We start from the raw sequence: 18,035 nt of genomic DNA, 5'->3' as shown, positions 1-18,035 counted from the left end.
ATTTGTTATTTCTTTCTATTTTTTTGTTTGAAAATATCTCTCAATATCCAATCCATTTCAGGGTCGATATCATCAAAGAATTGCTCGGCCGTACGAGTGATGGGAACTCGAGGTTGCACACCACTTCCTTCTTCTTTTTTGTTACTCGGAGCAATAGTCATCAAGCCCAAACGCCAATTCAATTTGGAATGTGGTAGTTTCAACTCAGGCATTTGTCCAGCAACTGTTCCATTGTAGGTACCACCTGTTTCTTCACCAACCATTAATACATTTTTCTTTGCTTCTAAATGGGCAGCCAAAATTGATGCAGCCGAAAAAGTCATTCCGTTGGTTATGACATAAATTTTTCCTTTGTATGCATTTGGTTTGGGATCGGTGAGTTCTGCTGAGGGCATAGCTACACGCCAAGTTCCTTCGTTATCTTTAAATGTCTTAGTTATCGAATGAATCAATCCATAAGTTCCAACAATTGGTCCTGCTAAGGTGTAAAATACAGGTGATTTTTGTCTAAAATTGTGAAAAAAATAGAGTTGAGAATTTACCGTCGGATAATCAATTAAGGTAAATGGTTCGTCATTTAGATACTTGGTCAATGTATGCAGTTCTTTTAATCGTCCACCTGGATTATCTCGTAAATCTATGATGAGATATTCTACTTCTTTTTCCTTTATTTTGTCAAAAATTTCATCATATACTCTGTAAGTTCCTTTGGTAAAATCTCGGATGGTAAGTACAGCTACAGTGCTGTCTTTGACAACTGGAAAGCTCAATTCTTTACTATATACTTTTCGTTTATAATCCCAACCGTACTGACGATTTTTTTTATATCGAGTACTGTATTCTTCGTCCAGTCTTTTGTTGCGTAATTTACGTTCTTCTTTGGTCAAAGATTTGTAAATAGAATCCATTTTTGCTTTGTAAGGAGGGACGAAATCATCATTGCGAAATATTCGATAGGTCGTATGTTGAAAAATAGAATCTCCACATTTTAAAGTCCATCTCAAACTATCTTGATATCCTAATTCAAAAGCATACAATTGGTTGATAATGCGAGCAAAATAATAAGGGTGCATCGTTTTTACATAACCGTCGGCAGTGATGGTAGATTCGTATTTATTGTACAGAGATACAGGTTTTAGACCGTTGATGTCCAATACTTCAGACCCAATGGTGAGCAAACTGTCATTAGGATGTTTTCTAAAGTGATCTTTGATATAGAGTTTATCGTTTTGATAGATAAAATCTATATTAGACATAGGGTTTTCAGAGCGTTTGTATTTCTTTTTTTGAGCTTTGTCATAGGTATGGTGTATAGGAGCCAAACGCATGTGTCCCTGTCTTACTTTTGCAATTGTAGGAGCAATGACAAAATAAAACTCGTTGGGTTTCATCGGATTTTTTAGTGAAGCACGTAAAGAGTCAAATTCGGCAGAAAGTTGTTCTTTAGAAATGTACCAATCCACTTTAGGATGCATTTTAAACAAGTTTTTTTCTACATAATTGATGTCTTTGATTAATTTTTCAACGGGTATTTCAGTTTGCAAATGTTTGTTTCGGTCAAAAGATTTGCATGCGGTTGCAAAAAAAATAGTTGTTGTGCAAATTAAAAGTAGTACTTTTTTCATAAATTTATTTATGTTGTTTATAGTTTATAAACAATGTAGTGTAAGAAATTTGTAATCTGCCCTGTTTTTTAATTTGAAAATAAAGTGTCTTCAAAGTATATTCTTTTCAAAAGATAAAAACTTTGTCAAAGTTTAGAAACTTTGACAAAGTTCGTGTTGATTAAAATCTCAACCTCTCTATTACTCTTCATCATTTTGTAAGAACGAAAATCTACCAAATTCTTTTGCAAGGTGTTTGGCTTTGTAGGCTTTGGCTGTGTTTCTATTGTCGAAACAGATGATTGTTACGGTGTCTTTTCTCAAAGTAATGTACGAAGGCTTATTTCCTCGCCACCAACCGTTGTGAAAGGTAAACAAATCGTCATCTGCATAGGTGGGTTCTACCATACGTATTCCCAAACCGTAGTTTTTCTTTCCTATCTTTTCATAGCTGTATCCTTTAAACATTTGTGTTTTTAATTCTTTACTCAAAAAATTATCAGAGTACAATGCCAGATCCATTTTCAGTAAATCTCGTGGCGTAGTATAAATATTTTTATCGCCATACGTACCGTCCATATAGTCCCAACGCATGCGTTTGTTGTAGCGGTCATAAGATTGTGTTACTTCCCATTTTTTTGATAAATCGTCCATTACAAAGGTGTTGTTCATTTCCAAAGGTTTGAAAATCAATGTTTCCATTGCTTGTTGGAACGATTTATTGGTCAATTTTTCTACAATTGAGGCTAACAATACATAATTGGTATTACAGTATGTAAATTTGGTATTTGGAGTAAACATCAACGGAGGTTTTTTGTTTTTCAGAATAGAAATTACGTCCTCGTTGTAAATGGTTTTCTTTTTGTCCCACAACTTTTTATCAGCAAAATTTTCATATTTTGGCAAGCCCGAACGATGATTGAGTAACATGCGAACAGTGATTTTTTCGTACGGAAATCCTTCGATAATATCACTTACCTTTTGGTCTAATGTCAATGCTTTCTTGTCCACCAATTGCAATATACCTACTGCTGTAATTACTTTTCCCACAGAGGCAACGTGCATCGGAGTATCTTTGTCAAATTTGATTCTTTCTTCAAAATTGGCATATCCTTGATAGTCTTCAAAAAGAATTTCACCATTTTTAGCGACCAAAATACCACCCCAATAGCTATCTTTGATTTCGTTTTCATAAAATTCTTCTATAGCCATACGTTTTTCTACTTTATACTTTGCAGAAACCGAATGAAAAGGTATTTGAAATTGTGTGTTTTTATTCGTTTTTGGTGGATCTGTAACAGCTCTTTCCTGATTACAGAAAAATAATAAAAGTGAAAGTGAGGATAGTGCAAGGATTATTTTTTTCATTATCGGATAGTTCTTTTTTGTGTTAAGTGCAAAAATAGGGCTTATCATTGAATTTGTCAATCAATCAAGTCGTATTTTAAAACTAATTTCTCAGTTTTTTATACTTTTGTAGCTCAACAACAAATAAAACCAAGGTTTTATTGAATTTTTTTTTCATACGTTAAATGAACACACATCAAATAACTCAAAGATTTTTTCAGTTTCCAGGAGATAAATCACTCAATCCCTATCCAAGACAAACTCCTAATGTGTTGTATTCGTGGGTTGTACCTCATAATTTTACTTCTCCTAAATTGGTGCTTTTCAATCAGAAATTGGCTAATGAAATCGGTTTAGGATCGTTTTCTGAAAATGAAATTCCGTTTTTGGTAGGGAATGATTTGCCTGATACTATTCAACCGTATTCCACAGCGTATGCAGGACATCAATTTGGAAATTGGGCAGGGCAGTTGGGCGATGGTCGTGCCATTTATGCAGGAGAAATTTCTAATGAATCTGGAAAAATTTATGAATTGCAATGGAAAGGGACTGGGTTGACACCTTATTCTCGCCATGCCGATGGAAAAGCGGTTTTTCGCTCGTCTTTGCGTGAATATTTGATGAGCGAGGCAATGCATCATTTGGGAGTACCTACATCTCGTGCGATAAGTCTTTGTTTTACAGGAGAAAAAGTGGTGAGGGATATGCTGTACAACGGCAATCCTCAGGAGGAAAATGGAGCTGTGGTTTTACGTACAAGTGAAAGTTTTTTACGTTTCGGACATTTTGAATTTGCGAGTTTGCAATCGGATGAAAATTTATTGAAAAATTTGGCAGATTTTACCATTGAAAATTATTATCCAGAAATAGAACAAAATTTACCTAATAAATACGCTCTTTGGTTTGAAAAAATCGCCGAGCGAACATTGGATTTGGTTATCAACTGGTTGAGAGTGGGATTTGTACATGGTGTGATGAACACAGACAATATGTCGATTTTAGGCGAAACCATCGACTATGGACCATTTGCGATGCTCGAAGAATACGATTTGAATTTTACATCAAACACCACCGATTTGCCTGGTAGAAGATATGCTTTTGGGAAACAAGGACAAATGGCTCAATGGAATTTGTGGCAATTGGCAAACGCGTTGTTTCCGTTGATAAACGATGCGGAATTTCTACAAAATATATTGGAAAAATTCGGTAAAAACTTTTGGAAAAAACATGATGAAATGTTGGCAAAAAAGTTTGGTTTTGATGGGGTAAAAGTTTCAGATGAAGAGTTTTTTATTCGCTGGCAACATTTGATGTTGTCCGAGGAAATGGATTACACATTGTTTTTTGTAGAGTTGGAAAAAGCAAGAGAAACTGGAATTCAAAATTTAGCTACTACTTCTTATTTATCTGAAGAGAAAATAGATAGAGAAAAAATCAATCAATTTTTTGATGAATATTTAGCAAGATTAGAGCAAAATACCATTACAAAAGAAGAAAGTTTAAAATTGATGAAAACGCACAATCCCAAATTTATTCTAAGAAATTATTTGTTGTATGATTGCATTCAAAGAGTTGAAAATGGTGATAGTGAAATGCTATGCCAACTGATAAAAGCTATTGAAAATCCGTATGAAACTCGCTACGAACACTTTCAACAAAAACGCCCAACACATTATAATGATGTATTGGGCTGTAGTATGCTGTCATGCAGTTCGTAATGGATTATTTTTTCAAATTTCTCACACGCTGTAAAAGAGTTGGATGTGAGTAATTGAAAAAAACATACCAAGAATGTGGTGTCAGATTGCTCAAACTATCCTTAGACAATTTTTTTAATGCACTAATGAGATGGTTGGGTTGATGCGTAGTTTCTTTTGCATAATCATCTGCTTGGTATTCAAATTTTCTTGAAAGAGCATTTTGAAACAAATCTGTAATGGTAGAAATAGGACTGTACAACAACCCAAAAGCTACAATTCCTATATAAAAACTGTGAGTTTTTACTCCCAATGCTTCAGAAATGATTGGATTTTCAATGAATAATGATAAAATAAACAATGTAAATCCAGTTTGCAAAGTGCTTATTGCAATGTTGTAAATGATATGATTTCGTTTGTAATGACCGACTTCATGAGCCAATACTGCAACAATTTCATCAGTAGTCAAATCGTTGATTAGCGTGTCATACAAAGTGATTTGTTTTGTTTTTCCAAATCCTGAAAAATATGCATTTGCTTTGGTTGAACGTTTAGAACCATCAATTACATAAATGTTTTTAAGTTGAAAATCAACACTTTTTGCATAATTTTCAATAGCATCTCTCAATGCTCCTTCTTCTAATGGAGTTTGCTTATTGAACAATGGTACAAAAAGTTTGGTGTATAAAAAGGTCATCAAAATGGTAAATCCACTGATTAATCCCCAAGCATAAAGCCAAAAATCTGATTTTGTTAGTTGATAAAACCAGACAATAGCTACTAAGATGATTCCTCCTAAAAGAATTGAAACGAATTGCCCTTTGATAAAATCCATAAAAAACAATTTACGAGTAGATTTGTTGAAATCATATTTTTCTTCGATGACAAAGGTGCCATAATATGAAAATGGAAGTCCTATCAAATTTGTTACAATCATGATGATTCCGAAAAATAGTAATGATAAAATGATTTCATTATCAGAATATTGTCTAATAAATTCATCGATATAGGCAAAACCATCACAAAGTAAAAAAATCAAGGTAAGAACGAATGAAAACCATGAAGAAAATACACCAAAACGATACGTTTCAGCATTGTAATTTTGTGATTTTACATAAGATTCTTCATTATAAACGCCTTCCAATTCTTTTGGGATAGGTGCACTAAAATTTTTAGCATTTTTGTAGTCAATAAATTCATCTAATAGATGTTCTATGACAAAAATAGAAACGATAATATAAAAAAGAGTAGCTGCAGTCATAATTTTTAAATTTGGCAAAAATACTAAGAAATTTGATAGGAAATTTCTCGAAAAAGATAAATTCAAATTACATTTGTAAAAATATCTCTAAAATATGAAATCTCAATTTACAACAACCGCATATTTTTATGCCCTTTTAATTATTACATTTCCACTTATTCAATTTTTGTTGTATAAATTTTCAAATATAGAACAGGTGTTTCAATATTTAGATGGAAATTGGGGATTGACGGTTTTTTATGTATTTTTAGGAATCATCAATTTTTTTGTGCTTTTTTGGGGACTTTTTGTAGAAATCAATATGCGAATGGCAAAAATTTCGTTTACTGAAAACGGATTTGAAGTAAAAAAGTTTTTAGGTTTGGGACGTACGTATGTATATGCGTATTCAGATTTTGATGGTTTTGTATTAAGAAATTTTCGTACGCGAGGACGTCACCAAGAATATTGTTATTTGGTTTCTAATCAAACGCCTTTGGTGGTTTTTTCGAGTACGTATTTTAAAAATTATATGGATATTCGAGCAAAATTTGCCGAAAATATGAAACAATTATAAGTTGTTTTGTAACATTACAATAAATTCCAAAGTAAATTGTTCTACTTCATCATTTCCAGCCCAAGGGTCGATAGGGTGAGAAAATGATGATGAAAATAAGGACTGAGTTGCTGGTTGAATAGTTGGAATTTCGTTGAAAAATATAGAAGTAATTTCACATTCACTCGCTGTTTTTATCGTAGAAAAATAATCAGAAAGTTGAATGTTTTCCTCCGAAACTATAAAGGCAATTTCTGGTTTGAAAGCAGGGTTGATTTGCGAAAAATGAGCTCTTAACGCACGAACTAGTGCAATGTTTTTAATGAGATTTTTTGTGAAATTAATACCGAAAATAGTGTTTTTTGAGTAATTTTTAATAAAAAAGTCAATAAAATTGTTCAATTCCTCTATAGTTTGATGATTGCAACAATAAACAATTTTTTCATTTGAATTTATTATTTCAATTGTTGGAACTTTGCTTTCTAAATCAAAAACTATCTTTTGAACCTTTGAAGATTGATTGCTGTCAATAAAGTAGTTTTTTTCCTTTTCAAAAGAATAGCATTTTATTACAGACTTTGGCAACACTTCATATCCACGGATATATGGCGAAAAACCAGCAGCTGTAAACAGTTGAGGAAAATGTTCAAAATCAGAAGATGTGATGTTTAGATGAGTATTTTGAAAATTTTTTCGCATAATTAGTTTTGTGAATTATTTTTTATAAAAAATGTTTCGATAAAAAGGTGTCCATACATTTTTTTCTATAATCGGACGTATTTTTGTTTTTCTTATATTTTTACTTAAAATCTTTTTGAAATACATTGTATGATTTTGTATGTATTCTTTTGCAATAGGTTCAAAACTAATGAAATACTCTTTGTTGTTATTTAAAAATTTTTCCGTCGATTTTAGTTCCGCTTCAGCAATAGATTTTTGAATAGTACCTTTAAACAATTGAGAAATAAGACCGTCATTTCTCTCGATTTTTTTGAATAATTCCCACGATTTTTCTGCCAATTGTACACTCAAACTATTTGTAAATAAAGTATTTGTAGTAGGGAGTGACCATTCATCGAGCATTTTTTTACTACGATTGTATGCTATTTTGTTTTCGTTAAAATCTCGTTTCGATTTTTGATTTGCTGTTCGAATTTCGTGAAAACTACTATTTATTGTATGAGCGATTTGTAAGGCATTGTTTAGTGCGAGTTCGTTCCATTCACTATTGATATTACAAGTCCAACGATTGGACGCAGTTGTGAAAAATTCATACGAACAGTTGGTAGAATATTCAGCAAGTAAAATTTGTAATAAATATTCAAACGCTTGAAATTTTGCTGTTTCTACCCAAAAGTCAGTTCCAATCGCCCATTTTATTATGATTTTTCCTTCAAAATTTGGTATAATTGTCAAATATTCATTGAGATGAGCTAAAGAAAAAGCAATTTGCTGTACGTCAGTTGCACCCGATTGAGCATAAATTGTAGTGTCTATAAATAGAGAAAAAAATTTAGAAAACTGGGTTGAAATTGTTTTATAAAGTTTGATGTCATTTTTATAATTGTCATAAAAATTTCCTTCTTTTGCCAAATGATAAATTGGGTCATAAGCCAAATGAATGTTTGATGAAGAATATTTTTTATAAAAAGAAATAACCGAATTTTCGTCGTACTTATTAAAAAAGACAAATTGCTGATGAATATCTTTTGGTAAAGAAAAAGTATTTTCAATCAAAGAAAGCTTAGAAGAAAAATGCCAAGAAATGTTTTGACTATAATTAAACTCTGAAGCATCGATTGAAAAATTTCTTTCTGGATGAAAAAAAAGAGGAAAACACAACGAAAGTTGAGTGTTTATTTTCCAGTTTAAAGTGTGAAAATCTTCATCTGGGTGATAAAACGGTTTGATAGAAACCTGGTCAGTAGTTTTTTTGATTAGCGTAGCATAATCCTCTCCGTCCAATTGAAATTGAATAGAATTTTTCCATTGTTTAGCAGAGATATAAGGGAAATCAAAAGGAGTGGACATTGATTATTTGTATTGTTCGTCGATTTCTATGATGTAAATATCCTCGTTTGTACGTTTCATAAAGTACTTTTGTCGAGCATGTTTTTCTAGTTCTTCGATATTTTCCAGACGTTTTATTTCAGCTTTATCCAATTCTATTTGTTCCAAATAATATTTTTTATCCTCGTTTAGCCTGTCAATGGCTTTGGTAATTTTCAATCGATCACTGTAAGAATAAGTATCTAAAAACAACACCCATGCAAGGAAAAACAACGTACTAATGATAAGAACGAGAGCACGTTTACCATATTTTTTTTTCTTAAAAAATGACTGGATAGAGTTGTACATACTGAGTGATGATAAAAAAAAACTGCAAAATATTATTTTGCAGTTGTCGGGGTGGCAGGATTCGAACCTGCGACCTCTTGGTCCCAAACCAAGCGCGATAACCGGGCTACGCTACACCCCGTCTGAAAAATTCTTTGCAAAGATAGAATTTTGTTTTTGATTATGCAAATAATTTTTATGAAATTTTATTTGAAATTTTACATAAAGAAATTATGTTTCTGAAAATGAATTGTATAATAATTTATAACCTTTTTTTAGCTATTAATATTTTGAATTGAAAGTAAAATTGAGTTTTGTTGAAAAGATTATTGTTTTATGTAATGATAAGTAAAAAAAACTGTTAAAAAATATAATAAATTCAGTAGAAAGGTATGATTATTGTTTATATTTGCCTATAAATAAAAAATCATTTGAATATGAAAAAAACAGTTTTTATGCTTGCAGCAGTTTTCTCATTGGGATTTGTAGGATGTAAATCTGCAACAGCAAATAAAAATGATGTGCCAACTCAAATCAAATTGAAAGGAGAGTGGACATTAGCACGTGTAAGTGTGTCTGAAAATTACAGAGTAAAACCTTTTCATGTAGCAGATGCTTCGTGTTTTGAAGGTACTGTTTGGAAATTTGTACCTAACAACAATAAAGGTGTGTTGACTATGCAAGGTACAGGTAGCCAATGTCCTGAATTTACTTCAAATTTTGTTTGGAATGTAAAACAGGATGGAACCTTTCAGTTAAAATTTGTTGATGGTGTAAAAGCAAAAGATATGAAAGAGGGGTATGCAATGTATTTGTATGATGTAACCAAAGAATCATTCAAGTTGATTGACAACTCTACAGAGGCAACGATCACGTACACATTTGAAAAAAACGGAAAATAATAATACAAAAAGTAGTGTAATATGAAAAAAGTAGGAATTAGTTTATTGGTAGGTTCTATGGTTTTAGGATCTGTAATGACAAGCTGTAATGCTGTAAAAAACAGTGACAATACTCAAAGAGGTGCTACAGTAGGTGCTGCCGCTGGAGCTATCTTAGGTGGAGTAGTAGGAAACAATGTAAAAAATAAAAACAGTGCTTTAGGAGCTGTTTTAGGAGGAGTTGTTGGTGGGACTGCAGGTGCTATCATCGGACGTAAAATGGATAAACAAGCTCAAGATATTCAAGCTACTTTGCCTGGTGCTGAAGTAGAAAGAGTAGGAGAAGGAATCCGTGTAGTATTGAAAGAAAATACTGTTAATTTTGGTTTTGACTCTTCTGATTTGACTTCTACTGCTCAAAGTAATTTGAAAAAAATCTCTAAAGTGTTTATTGACAATCACCAAACGGAAGTGATGATTTATGGATATACTGATAGCGTAGGTAAAGATGAATACAATGTAAAATTGTCTCAACGTAGAGCTGATGCTGTAAAAAAATATTTAGTTTCTCAAGGTATCGGTACAAAACGTATCAATACAAAAGGAATGGGAGCAGCTGACCCAGTTGCATCTAATGATACGGCTGAAGGTCGTGCTCAAAACCGTCGTGTTGAATTTGCAATTGTTGCAAATGATGATATGATCGAAGCAGCAAGAAAAGAAGCAAATAGTTATTAAGAAGTTGTTTGATTTTATAATAATTAATTGTTTAACGTTTAAATAAAAGCAGTCTAAAAGGACTGCTTTTTTCTTGTAAAATATCAAAATATACTACATTCTAAATCCACCTGTTTATACCTGATTACTACTCATTAAAATTTATTATATTTGCACTATATTCTCATCAAACTGTATTTTCATGGAGCAAAACACACAATATACCGAAGATAATATCCGATCACTCGACTGGAAAGAGCATATCCGTATGCGTCCGGGTATGTATATCGGAAAACTCGGAGATGGTTCTACACCCGATGATGGTATCTACATCTTGATAAAAGAGGTAATCGATAACAGTATCGACGAATTTGTTATGGGTACTGGTAAGACCATCGAGGTTACCCTGAGAGACAAAACCGTAACCGTACGCGATTATGGTCGTGGTATTCCGTTGGGGAAAGTGGTAGATGTAGTGTCTAAAATGAATACCGGTGGAAAATACGATTCCAAAGCCTTTAAAAAATCTGTCGGACTCAACGGAGTAGGTACCAAGGCAGTAAATGCCCTTTCTACTTATTTCCGTGTAGAATCAGTGCGTGATAATCAACTGAAAGCGGCTGAGTTTTCGGCAGGAAATCTCACCCAAGAAGAACCTATCACAGAAACCACTCGCAGAAAAGGTACAAAAGTTTCGTTTATTGCCGATGATACAATTTTCAAAAATTACAAATACAGACGAGAATACATAGAACGCATGTTGAAAAATTATTGTTATCTCAACACGGGATTGACCATAATTTTCAACGGCGAAAAATTTGTTTCTGAAAACGGATTAAAAGATTTATTAGAAGAAAATATTACCCAAGAGGAAGCCATTTATCCTATTGTTCACCTAAAAGGTTATGACATAGAATTGGCTTTAACTCACAGTAAAACACAATATTCCGAACAGTATTTTTCTTTTGTAAACGGACAAAATACTACGCAAGGGGGTACGCATTTAGCAGCTTTTAGAGAGGCGGTGGTGCGTACGCTGAAAGAATTTTACAACAAAAACTTTGAGGCATCAGACATTCGTAAGTCTATCGTGGCGGCTATTTCTATCAAGGTAGAAGAGCCGGTGTTTGAATCACAAACCAAAACCAAATTGGGTTCTACCGATATGGGACCTGATTTGCCAACGGTACGAACATACATCAACGATTTCGTGAAAACGCATTTGGACAATTTCTTGCACAAAAATCCAGAAGTTGCCGATGCATTGCTCAGAAAAATTCTTCAAGCCGAACGCGAACGAAAAGAATTGTCTGGTATCAGAAAATTGGCAAAAGAACGAGCAAAAAAGGCAAGTTTGCACAACAAAAAATTGCGTGATTGCCGTATTCATTTGACCGATGTAAAAAATCCAAGATATTTAGAAAGTACGCTGTTTATCACAGAGGGAAATTCGGCTTCCGGGTCGATTACCAAATCTCGAGATGTAAATACTCAAGCCGTGTTTAGTTTGCGTGGAAAACCACTCAATACTTACGGAATGACCAAAAAAATTGTATATGAAAACGAGGAATTCAATTTGCTACAAGCTGCATTGAATATAGAAGAAGACATGGGCGATTTGCGATACAACAATATTGTATTGGCAACCGATGCCGATGTCGATGGAATGCACATTCGCCTGTTGATGATTACCTTTTTCTTGCAATTTTTCCCAGAATTAATCAAAGACGGACATTTATATATATTGCAAACACCTTTGTTTCGTGTGAGAAATAAAAAGAAAACCATTTATTGCTACACCGAAGAAGAGCGTATTGCAGCCATTGAAGAATTGAAACCCAAACCAGAAATCACTCGATTTAAAGGATTGGGGGAAATTTCACCTGACGAATTTAAAAATTTCATAGGCGAAGACATTCGTTTAGACCCAGTAATGCTCGACAAATCAATGTCCATTGAGCAGTTGTTGGAATTTTATATGGGGAAAAATACTCCAGACCGTCAGGAATTTATCATCAACAATCTAAAAGTAGAATTAGACGAAGTAGAGAAGTAGTTTTTTAGTATTAAGTATCAAGTATTAAGATAAGAGGCAAAGCCGACAGAGCGAAATAATTTGTGTAAATTCAAATACCGTAGGTGAAAAAAATATGAAAAATTATGTAATTCGTGGCTATATTTCTAACACCCTAGGTGTATTTTAAACAGTAGGTTTATTCATAATAGTGTGAAAATCTGTGTTATCTGCTAAAATCAAAGTAAACGCAAAGTGATTTCAATTGAAAATCTGCGTAAACCCAAAAAATATTTTACGAAAATCAAAAATGAGTAACGAAATCAATCAAGACCCAATAGATGCAAATCTTTCTCCCTTAGAAAATGAAGAAAACGAATTGCAAAACGAGCCGATAGAACCTGCCAATGAGAGTATTATCCGTGTAACGGGTATGTACCAAGAATGGTTTCTCGACTATGCTTCGTATGTGATTTTGGAACGAGCTGTACCCGCTATCGAAGACGGTTTTAAACCCGTTCAAAGGCGTATTATGCACTCTATGAAAGAGTTAGATGACGGTAGGTACAACAAAGTAGCCAATGTGGTGGGGCATACCATGCAATACCACCCACACGGAGATCAGAGTATCGCCGATGCCATTGTTCAGATTGGTCAAAAAGATTTGTTGATTGATACTCAAGGAAACTGGGGTAATGTTTATACAGGCGACGAAGCAGCGGCATCGAGGTATATAGAGGCTCGTTTGAGTAAATTTGCCTTGGAAGTATTGTATTCTCCAAAGATTACGCATTGGCAATTGTCGTATGATGGTCGTAAAAACGAACCCATCAATTTGCCAGTGAAATTTCCGTTGCTATTGGCTCAAGGAGCCGAGGGAATTGCCGTGGGGCTTTCGACCAAAGTATTGCCACACAACTTCAACGAATTGATTGATGCGTCTATAAAAATACTTAAAAATAAACCATTTACCTTATATCCCGATTTTCCAACACAGGGGATTGCCGATGTATCCAACTACAATGACGGTATGCGAGGCGGTCGTGTGAGAGTTCGTGCAAAAATCAGTCAGTTAGACAAGAGTACGCTGGTGATTACACAAATTCCGTTTTCTACCAATACTTCTTCATTGATTGATAGTATATTGAAAGCCAATGAAAAAGGAAAAATCAAAATCAAGAAAATAGAGGACAATACCGCAGCAGAAGTAGAAATCCTCATTCATCTTCCGTCGGGTGTTTCGCCAGACAAAACCATAGATGCGTTGTATGCCTTTACCAATTGTGAGGTGTCGATTGCTCCATTGGGGTGTGTGATTCAAGACAATAAACCATTGTTTATCGGTGTGTCTGAAATGTTGAAACGCTCTACTCATCAAACGGTGGATTTGCTCAAAAAAGAATTGGAAATCGAGTTGGGCGAATTGGAAGAAATGTGGCATTATGCCAATTTGGAACGCATCTTTATCGAAAATCGCATCTATCACCGCATCGAGGAAGAGGAAACCTGGGAAGGTGTATTACACGCCATCGATACAGGACTACAACCTCATATCGGACACTTGCGTAGAGCGGTAACTCAAGACGATTTGGTGCGATTGACCGAAATACGAATCAAGAGAATTTCTCGATTTGACCTTGATAAAGCCCAAGAAAAAATCGATGCTTTGGAAGGCGATATAGAGCGTGTAAAATACAATATTGAACACATCATCGACTTTGCTATCAATTATTTTTCGCAGTTGAAAGAAAAATACGGTAAAGGAAAAGAACGAAAAACCGAATTGCGTAGTTTCGATACCATCGAGGCAACAAAAGTGGTGTTGAGAAATACCAAATTATATGTAAACAGAGCCGAAGGATTTATCGGAACAGGTTTGAAAAAAGACGAATATGTAGCAGATTGTTCGGATATAGACGATGTGGTTGTCTTTTTGCGAAATGGTGAAATGGTGATTACCAAAGTAGATGATAAAAAATTCATAGGAAAAGATATAATCCATGTAGCGGTGTTTGACAAAAACGACAAACGCACCATTTACAATATGATTTACCGAGATGGAAAAAGCGGTGCATCGTATGTAAAACGCTTCAATGTCAATGGGGTAACTCGTGATAAAGTGTATGATTTAACCCAAGGAAAACCAGGTTCTCAGATTTTGTATTTCTCAGCCAATCCAAACGGTGAAGCCGAGGTGGTAACTGTATTGTTACGACAATTGAGCAATGTGAAAAAGTTGAAATTCGACTTAGATTTTGCAGAATTGCTCATCAAAGGTCGTTCGTCGAAAGGAAATTTAGTGTCTAAATATTCGATAAAGAAAATTGAATTGAAAGAAAAGGGAATATCAACCCTACGACCAAGAAAAATTTGGTTTGACGATGCCGTTATGCGATTGAATGTAGATGGAAGAGGGGAGTTGTTGGGCGAATTCAAGCCAGAAGATCGCTTATTGATTATTTCACAATCAGGAAAATTGAAAACCATCGTTCCAGAATTGACCACACATTTTGATGATGATATGATTGTGTTGGAAAAATGGATTAAAGGCAAGCCGATTTCAGCTATCTATTTTGATCCAGAAAAAGACAAATATTTTGTAAAACGTTTTATGGTTGAAAACGAAAACAAAGAAGAATTGTTTATTTCCGAACATCCGTATGCGAGATTGGAAATAGTTTCCACGGATTATCGACCAATGGCCGAGGTGATTTTTGCCAAGAGTAAAGGAGTGCAAAAAGAATCAATTACGGTAAATTTTGAAGAATTTATTGCTGTAAAAGGTATTAAAGCCCAAGGAAATCAATTGACCTCAGACAAAATAAAAAACATCAATTTATTAGAATCATTACCCTACGAGCCACCAGTAGAAGAAGTATCAACTACACTTTTTGAAGATTTGGACGAAAGTATATTACAAATCGAAGAAGACGGACAAATGGGGTTGAAGTTGGAATAAAAAAAAGCAGTCGATTTCGACTGCTTTTTTCACAAAATTAAAACAAATATATTATGGAAACATATATTACAATGTACCTCTCAATTCTTGTTCTCTTTCGATAGATTCGAACAAAGCCTTGAAGTTACCAGCTCCAAATCCTCTTGCTCCCATTCTTTGGATCACTTCAAAGAACAAAGTAGGACGGTCTTCTACTGGTTTTGTAAAGATTTGCAACAAATACCCTTCGTCGTCAGCATCAATCATAATACCCAATTTTTGTAATTCGTTGATATCTTCTTTAAATTTGCTCATGTGGTCTTTCAAACGCTCTGGAATCGCATCATAATACGCTTGAGGTGGTGTTGATAAGAATTCAACTCCTCTTGCTTTCATAGCAGAAACCGTTTTGATAATGTCGTCAGTTGCTACTGCAATGTGTTGAACACCTTCATCTTCGTAGAAATCCAAATATTCTTCAATTTGCGAACGTTTCAATCCTTCAGCTGGCTCATTGATAGGGAATTTGATTCTTCCGTTTCCGTTTGCCATTACTTTAGACATCAATGCAGAATATTCAGTAGTGATTTGTTTGTCATCGAAAGACAAGAAGTTTACAAATCCCATTACGTCTTCAAACCATTTTACCCATACATTCATTTGGTTCCATCCCACATTTCCTACCATGTGGTCGATGTATTTCAATCCTACTGGCTCTGGGTTGTAGTCAGATTTCCAATCTACATATCCTGGTAAGAATTTTCCGTTGTAGTTTTTACGCTCTGTGAACATGAAGATAGTTTCACCATACGCATAGATACCTGCTTGTACTACTTCACCATTTTCGTCAGAAGTAATAGTTGGCTCCAAATACGGTTTTGCACCTCTTTTAGTAGTTTCTTCAAAAGCAGAACGAGCATCTTCTACCCACAAAGCAACGATCTTTACACCGTCTCCGTGTTTTTTCACATGCTCTCCGATTGGAGATTGAGAGTTCAATGCCGTAGTCAATACAATTCGGATTTTGTCTTGTTTTACTACATAAGACGCTTTGTCTCTCATTCCAGTTTCCAATCCAGCGTAAGCCTCTGATTGAAATCCGAAAGCTGTTTTGTAGAAATGTGCCGCTTGTTTTGCATTTCCTACATAAAATTCAACATAATCAGTTCCTAAAATAGGAAGGAAATCTTGTGCTCCTTCAAATATTTTTTCTAATCCGTATTCTACAGATTTTAATTCTTGTGCCATAATTTGACTTATTTTGTTAATTACTATTGTTGTTTAGTTTTACGAATTTCCCTTCCTTTAGGAAGGGGTGCCCAAAGGGTGGGGAAGGTTAATTCTTTACTACATGGACACCTAATTTTTTTACTACAGTGAATCAGAGGAACTTCGTTTTAAAAGAAAACATAAGTTGTTGTGAGAAAAAAAAACTATGTTTCCTCTGTTTCTATTGTGGTGAAAAATATCTTAATCTAACCAAGATTGGTAATATTGTTCGTCGGCGATTTTCATAGCTTCTTCTGTTACCATCAAAGGTTTGAAAGTATCAACCATTACTGCCAATTCTTGAGTATCTTTCTGACCAATACTTCTTTCCATTGCTCCTGGGTGTGGCCCGTGTGGGATACCAGCTGGGTGCAATGAAATATGTCCTGGTTCGATGTCGTTTCTACTCATAAAGTCTCCGTCTACATAATACAAAACTTCATCAGAATCAATGTTGCTATGGTTGTATGGTGCTGGAATAGCATCTGGGTGATAGTCGTACAAACGAGGGACAAACGAACATACTACAAACGCATCCGTTTCAAAAGTTTGGTGTACTGGAGGCGGTTGGTGTATGCGTCCTGTTATCGGCTCGAAATCGTGAATTGAAAAGGCATAAGGGAAATTGTATCCATCATAACCAATCACATCAAAAGGGTGAGTGGCATATACCATATTAAAAATTTCGTCTTGTTTGCGAACTTTTATCAAAAAATCTCCTTTTTCGTCGTAAGTTTCCAATTCTTCTGGGCGACGAATGTCTCTTTCGCAAAATGGAGAATGCTCCAAAAGTTGTCCAAACCAGTTGCGGTATCTTTTTGGTGTATAAATAGGTCGGCGAGATTCTACAATAAACAAGCGATTGTCTTCTGTGTCAAAATCGATTTTGTAGATAATTCCACGAGGAATCAACAAGTAATCACCGTATTTAAAATCTAAATTACCCAACATGGTTCTCAATTTTCCAGAACCTTTGTGAATAAAAATCAATTCGTCTGCATCGGTGTTTTTGTAGAAATAATCTTGCGTTTTTCCAGTCGGAGCTGCCAAAACAATGGTACAATCGCTGTTGGTTAAAACCGCTTTTCTACTTTCTAAGAAATCTACCTCTGGTTTTACTTGAAATCCTCTCAATCGGTATGATTGAATGTTGTTTGCTTTAGCAATTTTTGGAGCAACGCAATACGAACCTTTGATTTCTTTTACCTGAGTAGGTCTGTGTTCGTGATACGAGTTGGTTGACATTCCATCAAATCCAATCGTACCAAACAATTGCTCGTAGTAGTAATCTCCATTTGGTTTTTTGAAGATGGTGTGTCTTTTTGGAGGTATATTACCCAATTTGTGATATAACGGCATATACTTTATATTTTTTATATTAAACAAATAGTGTTTTTAATTGTTACAGTAAAAATTACTCAAATATCTGAATTTT

Annotated in this window: 14 protein-coding genes and 1 tRNA gene; 6 read left to right on the top strand and 9 right to left on the bottom strand. The window is 34.4% G+C overall.

The window, feature by feature from the left end:
* Nucleotides 1–5: 5 nt before the first annotated feature.
* Both AB4865_RS10545 and AB4865_RS10540 read right to left on the bottom strand, forming a co-directional pair.
* On the bottom strand, nucleotides 6–1,625 hold the full coding sequence (locus AB4865_RS10545; RefSeq protein ID WP_372473265.1) for a S41 family peptidase: 1,620 nt from the start codon (nucleotides 1,623–1,625) through the stop codon (nucleotides 6–8).
* 180 nt (nucleotides 1,626–1,805) lie between these two features.
* A complete protein-coding gene (locus AB4865_RS10540; RefSeq protein WP_372473264.1) occupies nucleotides 1,806–2,972 on the bottom strand; it encodes a serine hydrolase domain-containing protein in 1,167 nt (388 codons plus the stop codon).
* 164 nt (nucleotides 2,973–3,136) lie between these two features.
* On the opposite strand from AB4865_RS10540, the gene AB4865_RS10535 reads away from it, so the two are divergent.
* Nucleotides 3,137–4,669: a YdiU family protein gene (locus AB4865_RS10535; RefSeq protein ID WP_372473262.1), complete on the top strand. Its 1,533-nt coding sequence runs from the start codon at nucleotides 3,137–3,139 to the stop codon at nucleotides 4,667–4,669.
* Between the two features lie 4 nt (nucleotides 4,670–4,673).
* Here the strand turns inward: AB4865_RS10535 and AB4865_RS10530 are convergent, their stop codons facing one another.
* Complete coding sequence (locus AB4865_RS10530; RefSeq protein WP_372473260.1) at nucleotides 4,674–5,909, bottom strand: M48 family metallopeptidase; 1,236 nt, start codon at nucleotides 5,907–5,909, stop codon at nucleotides 4,674–4,676.
* A 94-nt stretch (nucleotides 5,910–6,003) separates the two neighbouring features.
* Between AB4865_RS10530 and AB4865_RS10525 the strand changes: the two genes are divergently transcribed.
* A complete protein-coding gene (locus AB4865_RS10525) occupies nucleotides 6,004–6,465 on the top strand; it encodes a hypothetical protein (protein ID WP_372473259.1) in 462 nt (153 codons plus the stop codon).
* Here AB4865_RS10525 and AB4865_RS10520 read toward each other — a convergent pair.
* The 4 genes from AB4865_RS10520 to AB4865_RS10505 form a co-directional block, all read right to left on the bottom strand.
* Entirely contained in the window at nucleotides 6,460–7,143 is a 684-nt protein-coding gene (locus AB4865_RS10520) for a hypothetical protein (RefSeq protein ID WP_372473257.1), read from the bottom strand. The genes AB4865_RS10525 and AB4865_RS10520 overlap by 6 nt on opposite strands.
* A 15-nt stretch (nucleotides 7,144–7,158) precedes the next feature.
* Nucleotides 7,159–8,475 carry a methylmalonyl-CoA mutase family protein gene (locus AB4865_RS10515; RefSeq protein WP_372473255.1) on the bottom strand — a complete coding sequence of 439 codons (1,317 nt, stop codon included), beginning with the start codon at nucleotides 8,473–8,475 and terminating at the stop codon, nucleotides 7,159–7,161.
* A gap of 3 nt (nucleotides 8,476–8,478) precedes the next feature.
* Nucleotides 8,479–8,802: a septum formation initiator family protein gene (locus AB4865_RS10510; protein WP_372473253.1), complete on the bottom strand. Its 324-nt coding sequence runs from the start codon at nucleotides 8,800–8,802 to the stop codon at nucleotides 8,479–8,481.
* A gap of 46 nt (nucleotides 8,803–8,848) precedes the next feature.
* Nucleotides 8,849–8,923: transfer RNA gene (locus AB4865_RS10505), tRNA-Pro, on the bottom strand.
* 295 nt (nucleotides 8,924–9,218) lie between these two features.
* On the opposite strand from AB4865_RS10505, the gene AB4865_RS10500 reads away from it, so the two are divergent.
* The 4 genes from AB4865_RS10500 (at nucleotide 9,219) to AB4865_RS10485 (ending at nucleotide 15,352) form a co-directional block, all read left to right on the top strand.
* Nucleotides 9,219–9,683, top strand: a complete 465-nt coding sequence (locus AB4865_RS10500; protein ID WP_372473251.1) for a lipocalin family protein — start codon at nucleotides 9,219–9,221, stop codon at nucleotides 9,681–9,683.
* Nucleotides 9,684–9,704: 21 nt separating this feature from the next.
* Nucleotides 9,705–10,400 carry an OmpA family protein gene (locus AB4865_RS10495; RefSeq protein ID WP_372473249.1) on the top strand — a complete coding sequence of 232 codons (696 nt, stop codon included), beginning with the start codon at nucleotides 9,705–9,707 and terminating at the stop codon, nucleotides 10,398–10,400.
* A 181-nt stretch (nucleotides 10,401–10,581) separates the two neighbouring features.
* Nucleotides 10,582–12,435, top strand: a complete 1,854-nt coding sequence (locus tag AB4865_RS10490; RefSeq protein WP_372473247.1) for a DNA topoisomerase IV subunit B — start codon at nucleotides 10,582–10,584, stop codon at nucleotides 12,433–12,435.
* Nucleotides 12,436–12,703: 268 nt separating this feature from the next.
* Nucleotides 12,704–15,352: a DNA gyrase/topoisomerase IV subunit A gene (locus tag AB4865_RS10485; RefSeq protein WP_372473245.1), complete on the top strand. Its 2,649-nt coding sequence runs from the start codon at nucleotides 12,704–12,706 to the stop codon at nucleotides 15,350–15,352.
* 66 nt (nucleotides 15,353–15,418) lie between these two features.
* On the opposite strand, the gene hppD is transcribed toward AB4865_RS10485, so the two are convergent.
* Together hppD and AB4865_RS10475 are read right to left on the bottom strand one after the other, a co-directional pair.
* Entirely contained in the window at nucleotides 15,419–16,579 is a 1,161-nt protein-coding gene (gene hppD, locus AB4865_RS10480) for a 4-hydroxyphenylpyruvate dioxygenase (RefSeq protein ID WP_372473243.1), read from the bottom strand.
* A gap of 222 nt (nucleotides 16,580–16,801) precedes the next feature.
* Nucleotides 16,802–17,959, bottom strand: a complete 1,158-nt coding sequence (locus AB4865_RS10475; RefSeq protein WP_372473242.1) for a homogentisate 1,2-dioxygenase — start codon at nucleotides 17,957–17,959, stop codon at nucleotides 16,802–16,804.
* Nucleotides 17,960–18,035 lie beyond the last annotated feature (76 nt).

The sequence above is a fragment of the Capnocytophaga sp. ARDL2 genome (genome assembly GCF_041530365.1).
GTDB lineage: Bacteria > Bacteroidota > Bacteroidia > Flavobacteriales > Flavobacteriaceae > Flavobacterium.
Note: the sequence above shows the minus strand (reverse complement) of the source record. Positions and strands in the feature narration are given on the sequence as shown.